Raw genomic sequence first — 23096 nt, forward strand, 5'->3', positions numbered from 1 at the left:
TCTGAAGCGACGGGCGGACGCAAAAAGGCCCCGGTCCGAGGACCGGGGCCAACCGCGGAGAATGGGGGATTTGAACCCCCGAGGGCGTTAACCCAACACGCGTTCCAGGCGTGCGCCATAGGCCGCTAGGCGAATTCTCCAGTTGCTTCTGAATCAAAAGCAGATACTAGAATACCTGAACTTTCCGGCTTCGCCCAATTGGGCCTCCCCGCCCCGGCCTGCGGCTCCTCCGCGGGACATACCCCGCGGCCCGCTCGAGGGCTGGACATAGCCCCAAATAGCCCACTCCTTCCCGCCAAGAATGGGCATGCCCCGCACTGCCCACTCCCGCCACATGGACATGCCACGCGGCCCGCCCGGCCGCCGGACACAATCCCAGCCAGCCCGCTCCTGCAGCCCGGTCCTCCCGCGAAAAATGGGCATGTCCCGTCGAGGATCAAGGGCCAAACCGTGCCAATTCGGGGCACACCCAATCGTCAGGTAAACTTGCTGACGGCCCCTCATGTGGCGTCATCCTGTTGAACTCCCCCAGGACCGGAAGGTAGCAAGGGTAAACGGGCTCTGGCGGGTGCATGAGGGGTCTTTTATGTCTGTGCCGATTGGTAGGGTTTATCTGTGACTGTTACTACCGCCCTCTACCGTCGATACCGCCCCGATTCGTTCGCGGACGTTATCGGGCAGGAGCACGTCACCGAGCCTCTCATGACGGCCCTGCGCAAGAACCGCGTCAACCACGCCTATCTCTTTTCGGGCCCCCGCGGCTGCGGCAAAACCACCTCCGCCCGCATCCTGGCCCGCTGCCTGAACTGCGCCGAGGGCCCCACGGACACTCCTTGCGGCAAGTGCCCCAGCTGCGTGGAACTTGCCCGCGGCGGCTCCGGCTCCCTGGACGTCATCGAGATCGACGCCGCCAGCCACGGCGGTGTGGACGACGCCCGCGACCTCCGGGAACGGGCCACCTACGCCCCCGTCCGGGACCGCTACAAGATCTTCATCATCGACGAAGCCCACATGGTCACGTCGGCCGGATTCAACGCCCTGCTCAAGATCGTCGAAGAACCGCCGGAACACATCAAGTTCATCTTCGCCACCACGGAGCCGGACAAGGTCATCGGCACCATCCGCTCCCGCACGCACCACTACCCTTTCCGGCTGGTGCCACCGGAGCCTCTCATGGCGTATCTGGAGCTGCTCTGCACCCAGGAGAACGTCCCCGTGGCGCCCGGGGTGCTCTCGCTCGTCATCCGCGCGGGCGGCGGTTCGGTCCGCGATTCCCTCTCCGTACTCGACCAGCTCATGGCCGGCGCCGGACCAAACGGGCTGGACTACGAACTCGCGGTCGCCCTGCTGGGCTACACGCACGCCTCCCTGCTCGATGACGTCGTGGAGGCCGTCGCCGCGTCGGATGCCGCCACAGTGTTCCGCGCCGTGGACCGCGTCATCCAGACCGGGCACGATCCCCGGCGCTTCGTCGAGGACCTGCTGGAACGCTTCCGCGACCTCATCATCGTCCAGGCCATGCCCGAAAGCGCCCAGTCCATCCTCCGCGGCATGCCGGCGGACCAGATCGCCCGGCTGCAGAACCAGGCGCACAACCTCGGCGCGGCCGAACTCTCCCGCGCCGCCGACGTGACCAATACCGCGCTCACCGACATGACCGGGGCCACCTCGCCGCGCCTGCACCTGGAACTGCTGTGCGCCCGCATCCTGCTGCCCAGTTCCGAACAGACCGAGCGCGGCATTGCCGCCCGGATCGACCGCGTCGAGCGGCGTTTGAATTATGCCGGGAACGACGTCGGAGCCCCCCTCGCCGGGGCTCCCGCACCTGCCGCCGTTTCGCCTGCACGCACTGAGCAGGCAGCCGCGCCACAGCTGCCGGCAGCGCACGTTCCCGCCGCACCTTCGCACGCCGCACCGGCTGCCGCAGCCACCACCCCCTCCGCCCGGACCCGGGGCGAGGAGCTGCCGGCCACAGTCTCCGCGCCCGCCCGTCAGGACGAGCCCGCGCGTGAACCGCTGACGGCGCCACGGGTCAGCACCAGCGACTGGCCGGTCGACGAACCCGCGGCGGCCAGCCGGCCCGCCCCAGCCGCAGGTCCCGCCGCCGCCCCTCCGTCCCGGCCCGCGTCAGAGACTGCGCCAGCGGCTGCCCAATCCGCCCCTGCGGCATCTGCCCCTGCACCCTCCGTGCCCGCGGCATCTGCCCCCGCACCCTCCGTCCCTGCGCGTCCCGAGCCGGCCGAGCCCGGCCGGGCGCCTGCCGCTGTTCCCGGCCCTGCTCACGGGTCTGCCGCCGGACCCGGAGCCGACGTGGAGGTTTTGCGCCGCGCCTGGCCCGAGATCCTGCAAACGCTCACCAAGATCAAACGCAGCACCTGGGCGCTGGTGGAACCCAACGCCCAGGTCGGCCACTTCGAAGACCACGTCCTGACCCTCGCGTTCACCACCACGGGGCTGGCGGGGGCCTTCGGCCGGGCCGACCACGCCGAGAACCTCCGGCAGGCGATTCACAAGACGATCGGCATCGATTGCCAGATCCGGGCCGTGGCCGGCGGCAGCAACAGCCCAGCGAGCTCTGAGCCAAACCCAAAAGCGCCGGCTGACCCGGAGACCCCGGCATCGTCAGCGAACCAGGCGACATCGGCCGACGTCGCCTGGGGCCTGAGCCCGGCTCCCCAGCGGGCCCCATCTCCGGCCAACGATGTTGCTGAAGCCGTCCCCCCGCGGGTGGCCCCGGCGAGCGTTCCCGCCGCGTCAATGCCTTCGACGCAACCCACTACGGCACCCGCGGCCCAGGCTCAGGTCCATGCAGCCGCGCCGGCAGCGGAACCGCAGGCGCCTGTCCCCGCCGCCCAGGCGCCGGTCCGCGCAGCCGGGCCGGCAGCCGAATCGGACGGCCCTTCGGAGCCTTCCGGGTCCTATGCCGACCCTGATGACGACTGGGGTCCGCCCCGGGACGAGGACGCCCCTCCGCTCGACGAAGAACCGCCACTGGATTGGGACCCGTCATCCGCCGCCTCGCCACGCCGCCCCGAATCCCCGGCCGCATCAGTGGCTCCGGCCCGCGAGTCCCCGGCCGCGCAGGCATCCAACCCCGCCGGCTCCGTGCCCAGGACCTCCTCCCCAGGCCCGGATGCGTCGGCTGACGCGTGGGCCCGCGCCGTCGAGCAGTCACCCGGCATCTGGACGGTCGGCACAGATTCGAACATCGGCCGGCATCCGACGCCGGACGTCGAGCCCGCGGCACCCGAGCCCGAGCCGGCGCCGGTGCAGTACGAGCCGGCGGCGGCACAGATCCCGGAGTATGCGGGCGTTGTCTCCGCGCCGTCGGGACTCGCCACGGAACACCCGGCCCGGGCCGAGGCCGCTACGACCGTTGCCGAGCCCGCCGCGCCGCGGGTGGCCGCCGCTGCCGTTGCGGAGGCTGTTGCGGTGGCCGCCGTTACGGAGGCTGCTGCCCCGACAGGCCGGCAAAGCCTGTACCAGCGGCTGTCGAACAGTCCCGAGGCCGAAGCCGGGCGGGCGAAGGCCCCCACCCGCGCTGCTGCCGCGACCGCCGTCTACGTACAGGACATCCCGAGCGCCGACGACGAAACGATCGAGGAATCGGGTGTCTTCGGCCGGGCCGCCGTCGAGCGCATCCTGGGCGGGAAACTGGTGGAGGAGCGCTCCTTGGATGGAAGCCCCCTGCCGCCCCGTTTCTAGCAAAACCCCTGCCGGCTGGCCCCGGCCCTACTCCAAACGAACGAGGACATTGTGTACGAAGGCGCAGTTCAAGAGCTGATCGACGAGCTCGGACGCCTTCCCGGAGTGGGGCCGAAGTCCGCCCAGCGGCTGGCCTTCCACATCCTCGAGGCCGATCCCCAGGACATGAAACGGCTTGTCGATGCCATCACCACCGTGAAGGAACGGGTCAAGTTCTGCACGGTTTGCGGGAACGTGACCGAGCAGGAACTGTGCAACATCTGCCGCGACCCGCGCCGGGACCCCACAGTGATCTGCGTCGTCGAAGAGTCCAAGGACGTCCTGGCGGTGGAGCGCACGCGGTCCTTCCGCGGCAGGTACCACGTGCTGGGCGGCGCGATTAATCCCATTGCCGGGATCGGTCCGGAACAGCTCCGGATCCGTGAGCTGCTGACTCGGCTCAACGACGGTGCCATCCAGGAAATCATCATCGCCACCGACCCCAACCTCGAGGGCGAGGCCACGGCGACGTATTTGGCCCGGATGCTCAAGTCGATTGGCATCGCCGTCACCCGGCTGGCGTCCGGCCTGCCGGTGGGCGGGGACCTGGAATACGCCGACGAAGTCACGCTCGGCAGGGCCTTTGAGGGCCGCCGCAACGCGCTGAGCTGACGCACTCGTTGGCCCCCGGCAGCGACACCCCGGGCCCCCACCGAATCCGATGGACATGTCCAGAGGCTGCGGCCAGGAATAGACACAACGCCCTCATGCCCACTCCAGCCCGCCAAGAATGAGCATGTCCCGCAGCAGCACGGAACATGCCCATTCCCGGCCCGTGCTCCCCACCCTGCCCGGCGGACATGTCCAGCGCCCGCGCCCGGGAATGGACACAACGCCCTCATGCCCACTCCAGCCCGCCAAGAATGAGCAGGCCCCGCGGCAGCACTGAGCATGTCCATTCCTGGCCCGCGCTCCCCACCGTGCCCGGCGGACATGTCCGGTGGAAACAAAACCCGGAGTGTCTGCCATTCGGTCACAATTCAACGGCGCGGGCGGCACGGCGATAAACTGGGGTGAGAAGTTACGCCGTCGCGCCGTTTGGTTGCCTGGCCCAGAACCCCGATGATCCAGTGAGGGTGCGCGAATGAGTTTGCCCACTACCGAAGTCCAGCCCGGATCGCAGACGTTGCCCGTCTCGGCCGCCGCTACCAAGCACCTTGTCGTGAAGAAATTTGGCGGTTCCTCGGTGGCGGACGCCGAAGGCATCAAGCGCGTCGCCCGGCGGGTCGTGGACGCCCAAAACGCCGGCGACGAGGTGGTCGTGGTGGTTTCCGCCATGGGCGACACCACCGATGAGCTCCTTGACCTCGCCGGCCAGGTCACCGATTCCGCACCCGCCCGCGAAATGGACATGCTCCTCTCCGCCGGCGAACGAATCTCCATGGCGCTGCTGGCCATGGCCATCAACAAGTTCGGCGCCTCGGCCCAGTCCTTCACCGGGTCCCAGGCCGGCATGATCACCGACGGCATCCACGGCAAGGCCCGGATCATCGACGTCGACCCGCACCGCATCCGCACTGCCCTGGACAAGGGGCACATCGCGATTGTGGCCGGGTTCCAGGGCATGAGCCACACGACGAACGAGATCACGACGCTCGGGCGCGGCGGTTCAGACACGACGGCGGTGGCCCTCGCCGCGGCGCTTGACGCCGATGTCTGTGAGATCTTCACCGACGTCGACGGCGTCTACACGGCCGATCCGCGCGTGGTCTCGTCGGCCCGGAAGATCGACCGCATCTCCAGCGAGGAAATGCTGGAACTGGCCGCGTCCGGCGCTAAGATTCTGCACCTGCGCTGTGTTGAATACGCCCGCCGCTTTGGGGTTCCCCTGCACGTCCGTTCCTCATTCAGCCAGAACGAAGGCACCTGGGTCCTGCCCGGCGCCGACGACAAGATCACGACTCAAGAGGGAGTTGCCTTGGAGCAGCCAATCATCTCCGGTGTTGCACACGATCGGTCCGAAGCCAAGGTCACGGTTGTCGGCGTACCTGACATCCCCGGCAAGGCAGCGGCGATCTTCCAGGTCATCGCGGACGCCCACTCGAACATCGACATGATCGTCCAGAACGTTTCCACCCACGGCACGGGCCGGACCGATATCTCCTTCACCCTCCCGATCGTCGAGGGCGCCGAGGCCCTCGCCGCCCTGCACGCCGCGCAGGACCGGATCGGCTTTGAGAGCATCGAATACAACGAGAAGATCGGCAAGCTTTCGCTGATCGGTGCCGGCATGCGCTCGCACCCGGGCGTGTCCGCCCGCTTCTTCGCGGCACTGTCCGAGGCCGGCATCAACATCAACATGATCTCCACCTCCGAGATCCGCATCTCCGTTGTCACCCACGCGGATCTGCTCGACGACGCCGTCCGCGCTATCCACAGGGCGTTTGACCTCGACAGCGAGGACGAGGCCACGGTCTACGGCGGCACGGGCCGCTAAGGCGCACCTCAGCACCCGGGCGGAATTCCGGACCGCCTAGGCAGCAGACAGGAATGGGGAAGGGAGCGGCGCCTGCCGCTCCCTTCCCCATCTCCGTCCGTCGTCGGCCGCGTCCCCACACCTCCGGCCGAATTCCCACGTTTCCGTCCGCGTACTGCGCGGCCGCCCGGGATACCCCCGGCGCCAGGGTCCCCCCGAACCGTCGGAATCGGCGAAGCGGGCCTCGTCAGACCTCTTCTTTCCCGAGATCCGTCTTACGGACAGCGTAGTGGTGTCCCTGATCGTCCGTCTCGACCTCGAAGCCAGCCAGGTCGTCTTCCGAGGCGTGCTCGAAGTCGTCGTGCTTGTGAACTACGGGCGCCGCCGTATCGCCCCGATTTGCGGGCCCGAACAGTAGCCTCAGTTTGTCGGTCTTTTCCATAAAAGCTCTGACAGCACGTGTCACTAGTCCCACCCCCTTTCCTCGTCCCGGGTCGTTCAGGATCCTGCACTGCGGTGTGTCAGTGCCCTCATTTTACGCCCGGCGGCGGGAAATGGCCCGGGTGGGGTGCCGCCAAATGGGGCCTAGCGCAGGGATTTGTCGTCAGGGTTCCGGGGCACCACATAGGTGCTGCCATCGGGCCGGTGCAGCGTCTCCCACTGATCCGTCTCGGCCTGCCGCATCGCCAGCAGGCGCCGGTTCTGGTCGGTCATCTCGTGGCCGAGGGAACTGCGGTTGGCCGGCCCGAACACCGCCCGCAGCTTCCCCGTTGCCCGCATGAACCTCTCGGCGGCATTTTCCTTGGCCATGGCTATCCTTTCCTGAGAACAAGACAATGCAACCAGTGTACGCTAATCATTAGTGCACTAATCATTCGAAGGAGTCAGTGTGACCGAAGGAACCCCAGCAATCCAGGACAGGCACGTCATGCCGGGAGCGAACGGAGCTCCGGCCTCCAAGGCAGCACAGGGCTCCCAGGCAACGCAGGACTCCCAGGCTGAACAGGACGACCTGCTCCTGGAACAGCAGCTCTGCTTCGCCCTGACAGTGGCCTCCCGGAGCGTCGTGGGCGCCTACAAACCCGTCCTGGACAGGCTCGGCCTGACCCACCCGCAGTACCTCGTCATGTTGTGCCTGTGGGAAGCGAGCCCGCGCTCGGTCCGCGACATCAGCGAGGCCCTGGCCCAGGAGCCGGCGACCATCTCGCCGCTGCTGCGCCGGCTCGAGACTGCCGGCTTCATCACCCGCCAGCGGATGGAAGGCAACGAGCGCACCCTGGAAGTCCGGCTGACGCCGCGCGGGGCCGCCCTCCGGGAGCAGGCCACCGAAGTCCCGGGCATCATGATGGCCCGGCTGGGCCTGACGCGTGAACAGGTCCGCCAGCTGCACGCGTCCATGATGGACCTCATCGCCGCCACACGGCCACGCACGGACGACCCGCCCCGGCGGTAGACTGGGCAAAACAGAGGAGGACTCCTGATGCGCACGCAATCGGGCCGCCCGGCACTGGTTCTGGCGGCCGTCCTGATGGCCGTGGCCGGATTGACCGCCTGCACACCCAACGGCGGGCCCACGCCTCCCCCCTCTTCCGGCACGACGACGGGCACCCCCTCCAGCCCGTCACCCACAGCGCCGTCCGGCTCCCCGTCGCCGGAGACGGAGACGACGTCACCGGCCCCGTCACCCTCCGCGGCCCCGCTGCCGTCCGGCCCGGGCCAGGGCAACGCCGAGCTCGCCATCATGGTCAAGCCAAACGAAACCGGCACCGCAGCCAACTTCACGCTGGTCTGCCAGAACGGGGTTCCGGCGGCCGAAAGCCAGCACCCCAACGCAGCCGGCGCATGCATCGCCATCAAGAACAACCCGGCCATCCTCAGCCCCGCCCCGCCCGCCAAGAACCAGACCTGCACCCAGCAGTACGGCGGCCCGCAGGTGGCCACCGTCACCGGCGTCGTGGACGGCAGGGCGGTCCAGGCAAACTTCAGCCTGACCAACGGCTGTGAAATCGCCGCCTGGAAAGCCGCCAAAGACGTCCTGGGCTCATCCGGCGGGGCGAGCTAAGCCCTTGCACCTCCAGCAGGCAGAGTGGCTGCCGCGCCAGGCCGCCCACGTCCAACGTGTCCGCCGCTACGCGGAACCCTACCTTGAGCGGCGCTCCGCCGGCCGGAAGCACCCGGTGGAGGACTTCCTCTTCACCTACTACACCCAGAAGCCCGGCCAGCTATTGCGCTGGCACCCGGGCGCCGGCGTCGTACTCTCCGGTCCCGAGACCGCGGCGCGGACCGGGTGGAAGTACTACCGCGCGGCCGACGCCGCGGAACTCGCGGCCGCCGGGCTGCCGGCGAAGTCGCCCGCCGTGACGGTCGACGTCGGCGCCTTCCTGACGGAGCGCCGGGAGGCGCTGCAGTTCGCTGGGATCATCCTGGCCGGGACCGCCGCGCGGCCGGCCCAGTTCGGCTGCTTCGGGCTGCACGAGTGGGCCATGGTCTACCGGCAGGACAAGTTCGACCTCCGGCACGAGTACCTGCAGCTGCGGCTGGGGTCCGGGCGCACCGACGAGGTGGTGGAGGAGAACCGGATCCGGTGCTCGCACTTCGACGCCTTCCGCTTCTACACCCCGGACGCCGTTCCGCTGAACAGCATGGTTCCCAGCCGGGAGAACCAGCGCGCCATGGAGCAGCCGGGCTGCCTGCACGCGAACATGGACCTTTACAAGTGGGCCTACAAGCTGTCCCCGTTGCTGCCCAGCGAGCTCGTCATGGACTGTTTCGAACTCTCGTGGCGGATCCGAGCCATGGACATGCAGGCCTCACCCTACGACCTCGCCGACTGGGGGTATCCGGCGATCCGGATCGAGACACCGGAGGGCAAGGCCGAGTACGTTGACTATCAGCGGGCGTTCGCGGCCGAATCGCAGCAGCTCCGGGAGCGGCTGCTGCAGGAGCTGACGCCGCTGCTCAACGCCGCGGCCGGGACCGGCCCCACCACCGGAGTCCGGTTCGCGGAACCGGACAACAGCCTGAAGGGACCCTCATGACAGACACAGCCAGCCCGCGCAACGCCCCGCACAGGCGCAACGACATCGAGCTGACCATTCGCCTCACCGAGGCTCCCGGCGCGCCCGAATACACCTTCAGGCTGGAAGCCGGCGACGGCGCCCCCTCCGCCGCGTCCACCCTGCCGGATCCCGCCGCCGCCCTGGCGGCCGTCCGGCGCCACGGCGAGGCGGTCTTCTTCCCCAAACCGGGGCCGCCGCGGCTGTGCACGCAGCAGTACGGCGGTCCCCAGACCGCCGTCGTGACCGGCTGGTACCTGGGGCGCGAGGTCAACAGCCGCTTCAGCCGGACCGATGGCTGCGAGATTGCCCGCTGGCGGGCGATGGCGCCCCTGCTCGGCGGCATCGCGGGATCCACCGGCGCCATCTGAACCTTCACGGCACGGACGCCCGCGCCCCCTGGGTTCGCCCCGATCTTTCCCGCGCGCTCGGCTCTTCTGGGTCCGCCCCGGCGGATTAAACGGCAACGGCCGGCGGTGTGAGCCGCCGGCCGTTGCCGTATTTTGGTGCTGCTTCTGCCTACCTGGCGTCGCCTAGATGGCGTAGTTCGGGGCGAAGGACTGATCGCTGTTCTGGATCTTGCCCTGCTCCTCCTTCACCTTCTTGCCCTTGTCCTTCTTGTCCTTGTGGGAGTTGTCGCCATCGGCGCCGTCACCCGGACCGTCATTGGAATCCTGGTCCTCGGCGGTCGGCGGGACCACGACGGTCCCGGCCGGGGTCACCAGGACCGAGACGAACGTGGGATCGCTGGCACCGGCGAAAGTGACCCGGCCGATGTACGAACCGACCTGAAGCCCTTCCCAGCTCAGCGTGACCTTGCCGGCCTTGCCGTTGGCGAGCCGGAGCGGGTTCGGGCTCAGCGAGGCCTTGCCCTCGACCTTGCCCAGCACGGCGGCGTCGACCGAGGCCTTGGTGGCCTGGTTGTTCGGGCTGGCGTACAGGTTGGCGTAGATCGTGTACTTACCCGGGGTCGGGTTGGGGATGGACACCGATTCGCTGGCCGACGACGTCGCGACCGTCAGCGGACCGTTCGGGGTCATGACGTACATGTCGAAGTCAGCCTTCGGGTCCGCGGAAATGACCGAGAACTTGGCCAGCGGGGAGCCGGCCACCACTGTGACGTCCTTGACCACGTTTGAGGCATCCGGGGCACCGGTGAACGGACCCGGGACGAGCTCGACGGCCGTGGAGTCGGCCTTCGAGAGACCGTCGAGGGTCATGTTGATCGGCGCGTTCGTGCCGGAGACCACCTTGATGGCACCGGAACCGCTGCCGCCCTCGGAGGTGAAGGCGACATCGGGCAAGGCCACGACCGACTGCGGACGGACCGCGATCGGCGACGCCACATTCTTGTTGGCGCCCTGCCACGTCAGCGACCCGGTCGCGAACTTGCCCAGCGGTGCGCCCTGGTTCTCAAAGGAGACCTTGAACGTGCGCTTCTCGCCGGCGGCGCTGAAGTTCAGGACAGCCGGGGTCACGCTGACCTTGATGCCGGGAACGTTGAACTGGGCCTTGTAGATTCCGGGGGTCAGGGCGGTCAGCGTGCGGGTGACCTCGATCTTCCCGGCCAGGTTGCCCAGGGCGAACGACGGGAGGTTCATGTCCCGCGGCTTGGTGGTGCCGAGGCCGGGGATCCCGACGTTAAGACCCGTGCCCTGAATGAACTCCAGGTAGTCAACCGTTGACGCGTCGTAGACGAGGCCCGGATCCAGCACGCGGGCCGGGTCCACCTGGCCTGCGCCGGTGGCGAAGACGTCGGTGTTCTTGGATCCGTCGGCGTTCTTGACGTCGCTCGTGGTGGTCATCATCGCGGATTTGACCGCGGCCGGGGACCACGTGGGCTTCATGGCCAGGATCAGTGCGCCGAAGCCGGCTACGTGCGGGGAGGCCATAGAGGTGCCGGAAAGGAAACCGAAGTTGTCGCCGCCGGTGCCGATCGGCGAAACGCCGGCCAACACGGCCACGCCGGGCGCCGCGACGTCGGGCTTGAGCAGGTCGGAGCCTTCAGCGAGCAGCGGGCCGCGGGAAGAGAACCCGGCGATCTGCGGCTGCGCCTCGAGGGGCAGTCCGGTGGTGTCCTTGTTGACCAGGGAAACCGTGATGGCCGGGTTGGCCGTGACCTTGGCCTTGATGGCCTCGGTGGCGGGCGGGTTCACGTGGACGGTGGGGACCGAGTGCTTGTCCGTGTCCAGTGAGGAGACGGACAAGTTGACGAGGATCATGCCGACGCCGCCTCCGCGCTTGACTTCGGCGCTCTTTGCGACGCGGTCCACGACGCCGCGGTCACAGACCACAACCTTGCCGGCGATTTTGGCCGGGTCCAGCGTATCGGGGCCGCACAGATTCGGGCTGGCCTTCCCGGCGGCTCCTGCGTTGGCTGCCAGCACGACGCCGGCATTGGAAACCTGGCCGTTCATGATGCTGGCGCCGCGGTATTTGCTGCCGTCGGAGAACTCGACCGTGCCCTGCAGTTCCTGCGAGAAGCTGGTGGCCGCGACCGTGGTCAGCCAGGGCGCGCCGTGGTTGACGGTGCTGGCCGTCGGGCCGGAGTTGCCGGCGGAGACGGCGACGAAGATCCCGGCCGAGGCGGCGGACAGGAATGCCAGGGAGACCGGATCGGTGGTGGTATCCGTGGCGCCGGAGATGGAGTAGTTCAGGACGTCCACGCCGTCCTCGATGGCCTTGTTGATGGCCTCGACGGACGCGGACGAGTAGCACCCACCGGAGTTGGGATCGTTGTCTTCCCAGCAGACCTTGTAGATGGACAGCTTCGCGGCCGGCGCAATGCCGCTGGTCTGGCCGAAGCTCCGGCCGTCAACCGTGGCCTCGACATTGGCGTTTCCGGCAGCGGTGCTGGCGGTGTGGGTTCCGTGGCTGGCTGCGTCGACCGGAGACAGCCGTTCGCCCGGGGCCCAGTCTTCCGGCGGGACGGTGGCCGCGAAGTCTTCGCCAAAGTAGCGGGCGCTCAGGACCTTGGAGTTGCAGGCGGTGCCGTCGAAGTCGGTGCCGACCTGGCATTCGCCCTTGAAGGTTTCGCCGTCCGCTTTGAGCATCGCGATCTTGCCGTCCGGGGTGCGGTATGGCACGCCGACGACGGGATCTCCGATGAGGGGCTTGACCTCTTGGCCGGCAAAGTAGGCGCTGGAGGGGGTGTAACCGGTGTCAATGACGCCGACCACGACGCCCTTGCCGGCCGCGTCCTGGCCGCCGAACTTGGTGTTCCACGTGCCGTTGGGCCCGCTGAGCTTCAGGAAGTCGGCGGTGGAGTAATCGGGGGCGTTCTCCGTGTCCGGCGCGACGACGAGGACCGACGGGTCCCGGGCCAGCTTCACGGCCTGGTCCGCCGTCAGCTTGGCGCTGAAGCCGTTGAGGGCTGCGGTGAACTGGCGCTGCATCTTGACGCCCTGCTGGCCGGCCACCTGGGCCTGCTTCTGTTCCAGGTGGGCCTTGTACTGCTTGACTTCGGCCTTGGTGGCATCCAGTTTCTTGCCGGACGCAGGCTTGGTGGCCGGCAGGCCGGCCGTCCCGCCGTCGTAAGTCGCGGAAGGCTTCTCCGCCAGGACCACTATGTAGCGGCCGTCCTTGTAGTTGTTCGGATCAATATTCTTCTGTGCGACGCCGGCTACGCCCGGGCCTTGCGCCGGGGCCGCGTTGGCGGGTGCGATCGCGATGCTGGACAGAAGAACCGGCAAGCCCAGGGTCAGTGCCGCGGCCCTCCGGAGTCCCCCGCTTCGAAGGAAGCTCTTTCCTGGTGATGTCACGAGTGTTTGAACCTTTCGTAAAGGAACGGCCCGACTCCAACGCCGGGCCCAACGGACTGGCGGGAACTCACCGGGCGGTCGCCCGGCCCGCCCCCACGGATACCAGCCGATTCATACAGTACAGACTGAGAGCGAGATATGACATAGACCACAAGGAGGTATTTAAAATTTGTCACGCAATACGACACGATGCGATGGCGAGGATGCTGAACTGCGTCAATTGGGCTCCGGCGGGCACAGTGCCTACCCCAGGATGCGCCGGCTCAACGCCGGACGCCGCGACGGCTGACGATCTTCGGGCCCGCCGCCGGCCCGCACGTGACCCGCTGCCTATTTTCGGGGAGTCCGGACCACGTCGCTGATCCATGCACGGGTCTTCTCATCCAAGGGCCCGGCCACCTTGGTCGCCTTCGCCGCACGGTCAGCCTTGATCTTCTGCAGGACCATCCGGCCCAGCCCGGCGAACACTGCGACGGCCACAACAGACAACACCACGGATTTCGGTTTCTCAGCCATGCGCACATCCTACTGACCGGCGGCAGCCCCGACCATAGGGCGCAGTCGCCCCCGCGACGCCATCTCCCCAGCTCAACGACCTGCCAGGGAGGCCGGGTTCACACTCCCAGCCCGAATACGGCCGGACGCACGGTGGCCGGTAGAATGGGCATGCAAGCTCGCGGAGCGCCCTTTCACGCTGTATTCACCAGGCAGTCCAACACACAGCGGATCGGCGTGAGACGGCACCACTCCGCTGCGCCCCTACCCAACGCTCACGCACAGGAGTTGCCGGATGCCCCGGATCGTTGTCGACGTCATGCCCAAGCCCGAGATTCTGGACCCGCAGGGGAAGGCCATCGTCGGTGCTCTGCCCCGGCTGGGCTTCACCGCTTTCAGCTCTGTCCGCCAGGGCAAGCGCTTTGAACTCACGGTCGACGGCGAGGTGACCGAGGAGATCCTGGCCCAAGCCCGCGACGCCGCGGAGACCCTGCTGTCCAACCCGGTCATCGAAGACGTCGTCAACGTCGAGGTCGTTGAGGCCTGAAATGACTGAACTCCCCCTGATCGGCGAGGCCGTCGCCGTCGCCGCCAACCCCCGGCTGGCCGGTGCGAAGATCGGCGTCGTCACCTTCCCCGGCACCCTCGACGACCGCGACGCCGCCCGTGCGGTCCGTCTGGCCGGCGCCACCCCGGTGGAACTCTGGCACACCGGCACCACCCTGGGTGACGTTGACGCCGTCGTGATTCCCGGCGGTTTCTCGTACGGCGATTACCTCCGCGCCGGCGCGATCGCCCGCTTCGCGCCGCTGATGTCCAAGATCATCGACGCCGCCAATTCCGAGGCCAAGCTGCCCGTGCTGGGCATCTGCAACGGCTTTCAGATCCTGACCGAGTCGCACCTGCTGCCCGGTTCCATGATCAAGAACGACCACCTGAAGTTCATGTGCCGGGACCAGGTGCTGCGCGTGGAGAACAACACGACCGCCTGGACCGGGGACTACGCCGCCGGCCAAGAAATCACCGTGCCGCTGAAGAACCAGGACGGCCAGTACATCGCCGACGAGAAGACCCTGGACGCGCTCGAGGCCGAAGGCCGCGTTGTGTTCCGCTACGTCGGCTTCAACCCGAACGGCTCACGCCGCGACATCGCCGGCATTTCCAACGCCGCGGGCAACGTGGTGGGCCTCATGCCGCACCCCGAGCACGCAGTGGAGGCCGGCTTCGGTCCCGAGCTCGGCTCCGGCACCGAGGGCCTCGGGTTCTTCACCTCTGTCCTGAACAAGATCGTGGGAGACAACAAATGACGGAGACACCCGCTGTGGCGGCACCCGCGGAGACCGCCCGGAAGTTCAACATCGACACCGTCGAGAACGCGGCAAAGACCCCGGACACCGAGCTCCCCTGGGCCGAACTGGGCCTGAAGCAGAACGAGTTCGACGAGGTCGTCAAGGTCCTGGGCCGCCGCCCCACCGGCGCGGAACTCGCCATGTACTCGGTGATGTGGAGCGAACACTGCTCCTACAAGTCCTCGAAGAACCACCTGCGCCAGTTCGGCGACAAGGTGACCGAGGAAATGAAGAAGGACATGCTCGTGGGTATCGGCGAAAACGCCGGTGTCACCAACCTCGGCGACGGCTGGGCCGTGACGTTCAAGATCGAGTCCCACAACTCGCCGTCCTTCGTGGAGCCCTACCAAGGCGCCGCGACCGGCATCGGCGGCATTGTCCGCGACATCATCTCCATGGGCGCCCGCCCGGTCGCGGTGATGGATCCGCTGCGCTTCGGCGCCATTGACCACCCGGACACCGCCCGCGTCATGCACGGCGCCGTGGCCGGGATCGGCGGCTACGGCAACTCGCTGGGCCTGCCCAACATCGGCGGCGAAATGGTCTTCGACTCCGTCTACCAGGGCAACCCGCTGGTGAACGCGCTGGCCGTCGGCGTGATGCGCCACGAGGACATCCGCCTCGCCAACGCCTCCGGCAAGGGCAACAAGGTGGTGCTGTTCGGTGCCCGCACCGGCGGCGACGGCATCGGCGGCGCCTCCGTGCTGGCCTCCGAGTCCTTCGATGACACCAAGCCGTCCAAGCGCCCCGCGGTCCAGGTGGGCGACCCGTTCGCCGAGAAGGTCCTGATCGAGTGCTGCCTGGAGCTGTTCAAGGGATCCCTGGTCGAAGGCATCCAGGACCTCGGCGCCGCGGGCATTTCCTGCGCCACCTCCGAGCTCGCCTCCAACGGCGACGGCGGCATGGAAGTCGAGCTGACCTCCGTGCTGCTCCGCGACCCCACCCTGACCCCGGGCGAAATCCTGATGTCCGAGTCGCAGGAACGCATGATGGCCGTGGTTACCCCGGAGAACATCGCCGCGTTTGAAGCGGTCATGGACAAGTGGGCGGTGGAGTACTCCTGGCTGGGCGAGGTGACTGATACCGGCCGCCTCATCATCACGTGGGAAGGCGAGGTCATTGTCGACGTCGACCCGCGCACCGTAGCCCACGACGGGCCGGTCTACGACCGCCCGTACGCCCGCCCCGAATGGCAGGACGCCGTCCAGGCCGACTCCTTCACCGGGTCCGTGCAGGACGCCGGCCGGCCCTCCGCCCCCGCGGAGCTGGCCGCCGCCATCACCGAGCTCGTCGCCTCGCCGAACATGTGCGACAAGTCCTGGATCACCAAGCAGTACGACCGCTACGTCGGCGGCAACACCGCCATGGCGTTCCCGGACGACGCCGGCGTGGTCCGGGTGGACGAGGAAACCGGCCTGGGCGTGGCCCTGGCCACCGACGCCAACGGCCGCTACACCTACCTGGACCCGTACCACGGCGCTCAGCTGGCCCTGGCCGAGGCCTACCGCAACGTCGCCACCTCCGGTGCCGTGCCGATGGCCGTCAGCGACTGCCTGAACTTCGGCTCCCCCGAGGACCCCGACGTCATGTGGCAGCTCGCCGAAGCCATCCGCGGCCTGTCCGACGCCTGCATGGTCCTCGGCATCCCGGTCACCGGCGGCAACGTCTCGCTGTACAACCAGACCGGGACCACCCCCATCCACCCCTCCCCCGTGGTGGCAGTGCTGGGCAAGTTCGACGACGTCGCCCGCCGCACGCCCTCGGGCTGGAAGGAAGACGGCCAGGCCATCTACCTGCTGGGCACGACGGCGGCAGAGCTGGACGGTTCGGAATGGTCGAACATGCGCGGACACCTGGGCGGCCTGCCGCCGAAGGTTGACCTCGACGCCGAGCGCGAACTGGGCCAGATCCTGATCAACGCCTCCCGCGACGGCATGGTGGACTCCGCCCACGACCTCTCCGAAGGCGGCCTCGCCGCGGCCCTCGTGGAGTCGTCCCTGCGCTACGGCGTGGGCGCCCGGATCGCCCTGCAGGACGTCCTGGACCGCGACGGCGTGGACCTGTTCACGGCGCTGTTCTCCGAAACCCAGGGCCGCGCCATCGTCGCTGTGCCCCGTTCGGAGGAAATCCGCTTCACGGACATGTGCACCGCCCGCGGCTTCGCGCACGTCCGGATCGGTGTGGTGGACGCCGAGGGCGGCACGCTGGAGATCAACGGCGTCGAGGCCATGAGCCTCGACGCGCTCCGCGAAGCCCACGACGCGACCCTGCCGAAGTACTTCGGCTAGGCCCACCCACCGCCGCCGCTCTGCGGTTCCATCGATTGCTCCGCAGCTGCCCTTTTGAACCCTCAAAACGGCAGTTGCGGAGCAATCGTTCGTTCACGGCCGGGCCGCCAGCCCGCCTGCAGGAGCGCGGCACGGACCTTGGCGACCGCGGCCTTGGCATCATCGTGCATGTGCCGCTTGGAGATCCGGACCTCGGTCCAGCCAAGGGCCGTGTAGTTCTCCGAACGGGCGATGTCCCGGACGATCTGGCCCTCATCACCGTGGAGTTCGCCCTCGTACTCGACGCCGATTCTGTATTTCCGATAGGACAGGTCGGGTTCGTGGTGCCGGGTTCCTGCATCGTCGATGATAGGCACGTTCAGCTCTGGTTCGGGAAGGCCGGCCCGGACGATGGCCAGCCTCAGCAACGACTCCTGCGGCGAATCCGAGCCCACGCGAATGAGGGCTATGGCTTCCCGCGCCTTACGGATCCCGCGTTTTCCCTTGTGGCGGTCGATCATCCGCTGCAGATCATCGAGGCTGCAGAGCGGCACATCCCTTCCTTCGAGCTCAGGCCGGGGCATCCGGACGCAGCTGTCGCCGGCCACGACGAGTTGCTCGACGGTCAGCATTTCGGCCAGATCCAGCCAGGTCCGCTCCGGGGTGGTGATGGGAATCCCGTCCAGCAGCGTGATTTCGTCGTCGTAGAGCTTCATCCTGTGGACGATTACACGTGGCCGGTTGAGATGGGCCGCGCCCTCGGGCCTGATCACGTGGTACATCGGTGGTGCCTCCTTCGGCTGCCGCACCGGAAGCGCGCCAAGCTCCGCCGCGGTGAGGTGCGACGCGGCGCATCGCTCATTGACCTCAATGAAAGGCCGCACGCGCACGCGCACGCACAGGGGAAGCCCCGGCGCCGGGCTTTGCACACGGATTCCCCGGCCCAGCGCGGCCAGGGACCGGTGGCGGAGCCTTTTTGGTGACACACCGGCCGCCGCCGCTTCGACGACGGTAAAGGGGCGTCCCCGGAAATCGTCCGGCAGCGGGCGTGCGGTTTTCATGGCTTCATCAGAGCAGAACGGCGCGTACGCCGCAGAAGTTATCCACAACACCCATCGACTGCTCCATAAGTGCCGTTATGACCCCTCAAAAGGGCGGCTACGGAGCAATCGACGGGGTTGGCGGGGCGACTGGGTCGGCGGGGCCATCGACAGGGGTTGGCGGGGCGACTGGGTCGGCGGGGCCATCGACAGGGGTTGGCGGGGCAATGGACTGCGCCTAGTCGTCGCTGCGGAGCTCCCTTTGCCGTGCGCTGAGGAGTTCGAGCTCGGGCCGGGCCGCCACGAAGCGTTCGACGGCGGTCAGCACCTCCACGACGTGTGCCCGGTCTGCTGCCACCAGGCCGGCGCCCAACTGCGTGCGCCGGTGCTGATCCTGGTCCCCGACCTCTGCCACGGAGACATCAAAGCGGCGCTTGAGCTCCGCAAGCAGCGGCCGCACCACGGAACGTTTCTCCTTCAGGCTGTGGACGTCGCCCAGGAGGATGTCGAATTCAATCCAGCCGATCCACATGCCACAAGCCTATCGATAGCTCCCCACTCGCCTCCTCGGCTCGCAAGCCCGGCCAGGGAACCCTGCCGTCGATTGCTCCGTAACGGCCGTTTTGAGGCCTCAAAAGGGCCGTTACGGAGCAATCGAGGGGGGTGAGACGGGACAGACGGGGTGAGACGGGTCAGGCGGGGGTGAGACGGTCAGACGGGGGGTGAGACGGGGTTAGATGGTGAGCTCGCCCATCCGGTCCCAGCCGTCGCCGTCGAGCTGCCGGCTGATGATCCGGGGCGTCTCGGCCAGCGCCTGTGGCATGTCTGCCATGGCCTGCTTGAAGTGGGCGCTGTTCACGTGGGCACCGGCGGCGTCGTCCTTGAACGCCTCAACGAGGACGAATTCGTTGGGGTCCTCCACACTGCGGGACCAGTCGAACCACAGGTTGCCGGGCTCCTGGCGGGTGGCCTGGGTGAAATCGTTCACGAGTCCCAGCCAGCGCTCCGACCAGTCCGGCTTGACCTTGAATTTGACGACGATGAAGATCATTGGCTGAAGCCTTTCATTCGGTTTTGCTGAGGTTCCATTCTTCCAGCATGACAACGCCGGGTCACATGGCCAGTTGCCGGGTCAACAGGCCTTGATGGCCTCGCGGGCCAGTTCCTGCTGCCGCGGGGTGCCGATCCGGTCGGCCCACTGTTCGGCGAGCTGGAACTCCACCATGGCCTCGGTGCACCGGCCGGCGTCATGCAGGGTCCAGCCGAGGTTGTTGTGCAGCGAAACCACCCACCGTTTGGTCCGCTCATCGTGGACCGTGGAGGCATATTCCAGGGCGCTCCGGGTCCAGGTCTCGGCGTGGGCGGAGTCGGCGATGGCGAGCATGTGCAGCGCGTCCACGGCCAGGAATTCCTCACCCAGATGGTCTGCCAGTTCGGCCGCCTGCTCAAAGAGCGGCACGGCCATCTCGGGGTGGCCGCTGGAATTGAGCACCCGGCCGCGTTCGAGCAGCACCCGCACCGCGACGGTGGGCTCGTCGGCGTCGACCGCGTCCAGCAGGGCGTCGGCTTCCTCGTAGCGGCCCTGCAGCCCGATGGCCCGTCCCAGCTGGGTGGTGAGCTCGGCACGTTCGTCGGTGTCGTATCGTTCATCTGCTGCGGCCGCCCGGAACCGGGCTTCGGACCCGGCGGGGTCGTCGAAGTTCCACAATTGGTCAAGGGTTTTCTGTTCCAGCATCCATCTGCTCCTGATCAGCTTTCACCTGCGGCCAGTTCGTGTGCACTCCCAATGTAGCGGGAAGTGACCTGCCTTTGTGCCCGTCCCGTGAGGGCGCGGCCGGCCGCGTAGAACCAGTTGGACGGCCGGCTGAAGGCCGTGATTTTCAGGAACACCCGCCCCGCGGCGTCGAGCTCCACTTCGAAGGCCTCCTCGCCCCGCACGGGATGACCGGGCAGTGTGCCGTACCCGAACCCGGCACGTTGCGGCCCGTCGCCGGGCACCGGCCGGCACACCCACACCACCTCGCAGGGCGCGTTGATCCGGAAGGGTCCGACGCCGAATCCGCTCACCACGCGCGCGCCGGGCACGACGGCGTCGGAGTCGGTGCGGACGCGCAGCCCGGAGCGTTTCTGCAACTGCCAGGTCAGAATCCCCTGCGCCACCCTCCGGTACAGTGCCGGGCCGTCGCCAAGGTATGCCCGGGACACCAGGCAGGGAAAGCCCTCCGGAGCCTGACCGTGCTCAGTGGAGCCAATGCCCGGATAGTTCAGCCCGCCCCGCGCGCCGCGGCCGGCGCCGGGGACACCGCTCATGTGTCCTCGCCCCTGGCGAGTCCCGCCCAGCCCAGCTGTTCCCGCTGCTTCCGGCTGAACGAGGCGACCACCAGGTCATAGGAATCCTCCACCATGTCCCGGATCATGTCGTCCGGCAACGATCCGTCCAGCCGGACCCCGTTCCAGTGCGTCTTGTTCATGTGCCAGGCGCCGGTGATTTCCGGGTGGATGGCCCGCAGCTGTTCGGCCAGGGCCGGCTCGCATTTGAGGCTCACGGACCAGTCGGCCGGGTCCATGGCCGACGCCGCGAACATCTTGGCGTCCTGCCGCGCCCCTCCCGCCACGGCGGCCCGCACCTTGAACACGGATGTCTCCGGTCCGAAAGGAAAGTCCTCAAACGCACCGGGGAAGCTCAGGCAGATCTCGCGCAGGGTGGCAACGTCCATGGCACGAGCCTATCCGGGTGCAGCTATCCGGGCCCCGCTGCCAGCTATCCCGCTGCGGCCTGTCCGGCTGCGCGGGCGTCGCCGATGCTGTGCAGCCCTTCCGGGGTGGTGCCGTTGACTTCGTAGTCGCCCACGGTGCGGGCCTTGAACACGGCGGGGTTGTGGGTGGAAACGGTCCTGGCGTTGCGCCAGTGCCGGTCCAGGGATTTCGACTTCGACGTGGCGGACGCACCGGTGACGTCGAAGAGCTGCTGGGCCGCGGACTGGACGAGTTCCGGCACCAGCAGCTGGGCCTTTTCCACCGCGATCTCGCCGCGGACGTAGCGCTGCTCCGGGGTGAGATCCACGTTTCGGTCCGCGCCGACGTCGAGCTCCCGGGCGGCGGCCAGCACCACGGATTCCGCCGCGAAGACCTTGGCCGAGAGCTGGCCCACGAGCTGCAGGATCAGCGGGTCGTCGCGGAACAGTTCGCCGGACCCGGTGTTGAAGGTGCGCTTGCGGTCGCGGACCAGCGCCGACGCGTCGGCCAGCGCCGCCCGGCCGATGCCAGCCAGGACGGCGAGCAGGACCAGCTGGAAGAAGGCCGGCTCGTGCGTGGTGGATTCCGAGCGCCGAATGATGTTGGCGTCCGGCACCACGGCGTCACGGAAAATCGTGGTGCCGGTGCCGGTCAACTGCTGGCCGAACCCGTCCCAGTCGTCGAGGATTTCCACTCCGGGCTGGGTGGTGCTGACCACGGCGTACTGGCGGCCCTCCACGCCCTCGGTGCTGGCCATGACGGCAATCCACTCGGCGAAGATGGTGCCGGTGGTGTAGTACTTCCTGCCGTTCAAGAGCCAGTCCCCGCCGTGGCGTGTCAGCTTGGTTCCGGTGGTGCCCAGGACATTGCCGGATTTCTCCGTGGCGGCGTTGCCAAAGATCTCGCCGGCCACAACTTTCGGGTACCAGCGGTTCCGGAAGTCCTCGGATTCCAGGCCGACGGTCTCCACGAACGCGAAGTGCGAGCGGTAGAGGTGGGCCACGGAGGAATCCGCCTCGGCGAGTTCGATGAGCAGCCGGAAGAAGGGCTCGAAACCGATGCCGTCGCCCCCGTGTTCCGTGGGCACCCGCAGCCGGCCGAAGCCTTCCTCGTTCAGCCAGCGGACCTGTTCGAAGGGCAGGACCCTGTCCTGCTCGCGGGCCAGCGCGCCCTCCGCGATCCGGGCGAACACGGGCCGGAAACGCTGCGCCAACGTCTCGTAGGCGGCCGCGGCCGACGGGGCCGCGGCCGATGGTGCTGCGGCCGACGGGGCTGCGGGGGCTAGGGTCTCTGATGCGTAGGACATGCGTTCCCTTGGTTGCTGTTGGCCGGGCTAGAGCTTGGCGGCGTCGGCGGCGGGATCCTGGTCCCAGGGGGTGGGCAGGATGCCCTTCTGGTAGCTGGCAAACCAGGCTTTGACCTCCGGGGACTGGAAGGCGGCCTTGAGGGCCGCGGCCTTCTCCGACCCGGCAAAATCTTTCCGCCCGGCAACCACGATCCGGAACGGGACCTGGTCCGCATCCGTTTCGAAGGCCAGCGCGTCGTCCTTGCTGTGCCCGGCATCGGCGGCCATCCGGGCGACCAGGAAGCCGGCGTCGACGTCGGGAAGGGTCTTGGCGAGGGACTGCTGGTCCACTTCCACGAACTGCAGCTTCTTCGGGTTGGCCGTGATGTTCTTTTGCGAGGTGTGGATCACGGTGGCGTCGGACAGCTCCAGCAGGCCGGCGTCGCGCAGCATGAACAGGGCCCGGCCGTTGTTCGCCGGGTCCACGGGAATGCCGATCTTGGCGCCGTCCGGGAGCTCCTTGAGGGACTTGTACTTGTCAGACCAGATGCCGCCCGGGGCGCTGTAGACGTAGAACAGTCCCACGTTCTCCAGGCCCTTGTCCTGGTTGAACTGCTTCAGGTAGGCGTTGTGCTGGAAGAAGTTGGCGTCGAATTCGCCGTTGGCCACGGCCAGGTTGGGCTGGATGATGTCCGTGACGAAGGTGGGCTCCAGGGTCCAGCCCTGGGCCGCGAGCAGCTTCTGGGCCAGCTTGGTCGGTTCCTGGTACGGGGCGGACTCGGTGACGATAATCTTGATCGTCTTCCCGCCGCTGGCGGCGGCACCGCCGGGGTTGGTGAGGCCGCAGCCGGTCAGTGCCGCGGCGGAGACTGCACCGGCGCCGGCGAGGGCATACTTGAGGAAATTTCTACGCTGCATGGTCTTGGTCCTTTGTGGTGGTTCGCGCT

The 23096-nt window shown here is 67.8% G+C and carries 22 protein-coding genes, 1 tRNA gene and 1 other RNA gene; 11 read left to right on the plus strand and 13 right to left on the minus strand.

Annotated features, from left to right (window positions below):
• Positions 1–55 precede the first annotated feature (55 nt).
• Positions 56–140 (minus strand) — tRNA-Ser (locus B5X90_RS17875).
• Positions 141–491: 351 nt separating this feature from the next.
• Between B5X90_RS17875 and ffs the strand changes: the two genes are divergently transcribed.
• The 4 genes from ffs (at position 492) to B5X90_RS17895 (ending at position 6181) form a co-directional block, all read left to right on the plus strand.
• An RNA gene (ffs, locus tag B5X90_RS17880) (signal recognition particle sRNA small type) lies at positions 492–588 on the plus strand.
• Positions 589–615: 27 nt separating this feature from the next.
• Positions 616–3705: a DNA polymerase III subunit gamma and tau gene (locus B5X90_RS17885; protein WP_079555289.1), complete on the plus strand. Its 3090-nt coding sequence runs from the start codon at positions 616–618 to the stop codon at positions 3703–3705.
• Positions 3706–3756: 51 nt separating this feature from the next.
• A complete protein-coding gene (gene recR / locus B5X90_RS17890) occupies positions 3757–4356 on the plus strand; it encodes a recombination mediator RecR (protein ID WP_018774392.1) in 600 nt (199 codons plus the stop codon).
• Positions 4357–4828: 472 nt separating this feature from the next.
• A complete protein-coding gene (locus tag B5X90_RS17895; RefSeq protein WP_079555290.1) occupies positions 4829–6181 on the plus strand; it encodes an aspartate kinase in 1353 nt (450 codons plus the stop codon).
• 226 nt (positions 6182–6407) lie between these two features.
• Here B5X90_RS17895 and B5X90_RS17900 read toward each other — a convergent pair whose 3' ends face one another.
• On the minus strand, positions 6408–6602 hold the full coding sequence (locus B5X90_RS17900) for a hypothetical protein (protein WP_043423475.1): 195 nt from the start codon (positions 6600–6602) through the stop codon (positions 6408–6410).
• A 143-nt stretch (positions 6603–6745) separates the two neighbouring features.
• Positions 6746–6970, minus strand: coding sequence for a hypothetical protein (locus B5X90_RS17905; RefSeq protein WP_079555291.1), 225 nt, complete (start codon positions 6968–6970; stop codon positions 6746–6748).
• A 118-nt stretch (positions 6971–7088) separates the two neighbouring features.
• On the opposite strand from B5X90_RS17905, the gene B5X90_RS17910 reads away from it, so the two are divergent.
• Genes B5X90_RS17910 through B5X90_RS17925 form a run of 4 tightly spaced genes read left to right on the plus strand, consistent with a single transcriptional unit; the run spans position 7089 to position 9587 of the window.
• Positions 7089–7613, plus strand: coding sequence for a MarR family winged helix-turn-helix transcriptional regulator (locus tag B5X90_RS17910; RefSeq protein WP_079555326.1), 525 nt, complete (start codon positions 7089–7091; stop codon positions 7611–7613).
• A 27-nt stretch (positions 7614–7640) separates the two neighbouring features.
• Positions 7641–8222, plus strand: coding sequence for an SSI family serine proteinase inhibitor (locus B5X90_RS17915; RefSeq protein ID WP_079555292.1), 582 nt, complete (start codon positions 7641–7643; stop codon positions 8220–8222).
• Positions 8223–8226: 4 nt separating this feature from the next.
• Complete coding sequence (locus tag B5X90_RS17920; protein WP_079555293.1) at positions 8227–9198, plus strand: 3-methyladenine DNA glycosylase; 972 nt, start codon at positions 8227–8229, stop codon at positions 9196–9198.
• Positions 9195–9587, plus strand: a complete 393-nt coding sequence (locus tag B5X90_RS17925) for a serine protease inhibitor (RefSeq protein ID WP_079555294.1) — start codon at positions 9195–9197, stop codon at positions 9585–9587. The genes B5X90_RS17920 and B5X90_RS17925 overlap by 4 nt, the downstream gene beginning before the upstream one ends.
• Positions 9588–9749: 162 nt before the next feature.
• Here B5X90_RS17925 and B5X90_RS17930 read toward each other — a convergent pair whose 3' ends face one another.
• Together B5X90_RS17930 and B5X90_RS17935 are read right to left on the minus strand one after the other, a co-directional pair.
• Entirely contained in the window at positions 9750–12920 is a 3171-nt protein-coding gene (locus tag B5X90_RS17930; protein ID WP_079555327.1) for a S8 family peptidase, read from the minus strand.
• Between the two features lie 387 nt (positions 12921–13307).
• A complete protein-coding gene (locus B5X90_RS17935) occupies positions 13308–13493 on the minus strand; it encodes a hypothetical protein (protein ID WP_028278002.1) in 186 nt (61 codons plus the stop codon).
• A 274-nt stretch (positions 13494–13767) separates the two neighbouring features.
• Here B5X90_RS17935 and purS point away from each other — a divergent pair, with 274 nt between their 5' ends.
• Genes purS through purL form a run of 3 tightly spaced genes read left to right on the plus strand, consistent with a single transcriptional unit; the run spans position 13768 to position 17109 of the window.
• On the plus strand, positions 13768–14019 hold the full coding sequence (gene purS, locus B5X90_RS17940; RefSeq protein ID WP_018776110.1) for a phosphoribosylformylglycinamidine synthase subunit PurS: 252 nt from the start codon (positions 13768–13770) through the stop codon (positions 14017–14019).
• Between the two features lies 1 nt (position 14020).
• Positions 14021–14779: a phosphoribosylformylglycinamidine synthase subunit PurQ gene (purQ, locus tag B5X90_RS17945; protein ID WP_079555295.1), complete on the plus strand. Its 759-nt coding sequence runs from the start codon at positions 14021–14023 to the stop codon at positions 14777–14779.
• Complete coding sequence (gene purL / locus B5X90_RS17950) at positions 14776–17109, plus strand: phosphoribosylformylglycinamidine synthase subunit PurL (protein ID WP_079555296.1); 2334 nt, start codon at positions 14776–14778, stop codon at positions 17107–17109. The genes purQ and purL overlap by 4 nt, the downstream gene beginning before the upstream one ends.
• 62 nt (positions 17110–17171) lie before the next feature.
• Here the strand turns inward: purL and B5X90_RS17955 are convergent, their stop codons facing one another.
• From B5X90_RS17955 to B5X90_RS17990, 8 genes are all read right to left on the minus strand, one after another.
• On the minus strand, positions 17172–18149 hold the full coding sequence (locus tag B5X90_RS17955; protein ID WP_256860317.1) for a hypothetical protein: 978 nt from the start codon (positions 18147–18149) through the stop codon (positions 17172–17174).
• 217 nt (positions 18150–18366) lie between these two features.
• Positions 18367–18660, minus strand: coding sequence for a DUF503 domain-containing protein (locus B5X90_RS17960; protein ID WP_079555297.1), 294 nt, complete (start codon positions 18658–18660; stop codon positions 18367–18369).
• Positions 18661–18861: 201 nt separating this feature from the next.
• Positions 18862–19179 carry a putative quinol monooxygenase gene (locus tag B5X90_RS17965; RefSeq protein WP_079555298.1) on the minus strand — a complete coding sequence of 106 codons (318 nt, stop codon included), beginning with the start codon at positions 19177–19179 and terminating at the stop codon, positions 18862–18864.
• Between the two features lie 81 nt (positions 19180–19260).
• Positions 19261–19863: a hypothetical protein gene (locus B5X90_RS17970; RefSeq protein WP_079555299.1), complete on the minus strand. Its 603-nt coding sequence runs from the start codon at positions 19861–19863 to the stop codon at positions 19261–19263.
• A 14-nt stretch (positions 19864–19877) separates the two neighbouring features.
• Positions 19878–20438 (minus strand): DUF1990 family protein, encoded by a 561-nt coding sequence (locus B5X90_RS17975; protein ID WP_079555300.1) that lies wholly within the window; start codon positions 20436–20438, stop codon positions 19878–19880.
• Entirely contained in the window at positions 20435–20845 is a 411-nt protein-coding gene (locus B5X90_RS17980) for an MmcQ/YjbR family DNA-binding protein (RefSeq protein ID WP_079555301.1), read from the minus strand. Before B5X90_RS17980 ends, B5X90_RS17975 begins: the two co-directional genes overlap by 4 nt.
• A 44-nt stretch (positions 20846–20889) precedes the next feature.
• The gene (locus B5X90_RS17985; RefSeq protein WP_079555302.1) at positions 20890–22170 is read right to left on the minus strand and encodes an acyl-CoA dehydrogenase family protein; all 1281 of its coding nucleotides are present in this window, start codon (positions 22168–22170) and stop codon (positions 20890–20892) included.
• A 27-nt stretch (positions 22171–22197) separates the two neighbouring features.
• Positions 22198–23067, minus strand: coding sequence for a MetQ/NlpA family ABC transporter substrate-binding protein (locus B5X90_RS17990; protein ID WP_079555303.1), 870 nt, complete (start codon positions 23065–23067; stop codon positions 22198–22200).
• Positions 23068–23096: the final 29 nt, after the last annotated feature.

This window comes from Arthrobacter sp. 49Tsu3.1M3 (assembly GCF_900168135.1).
GTDB lineage: Bacteria > Actinomycetota > Actinomycetes > Actinomycetales > Micrococcaceae > Arthrobacter.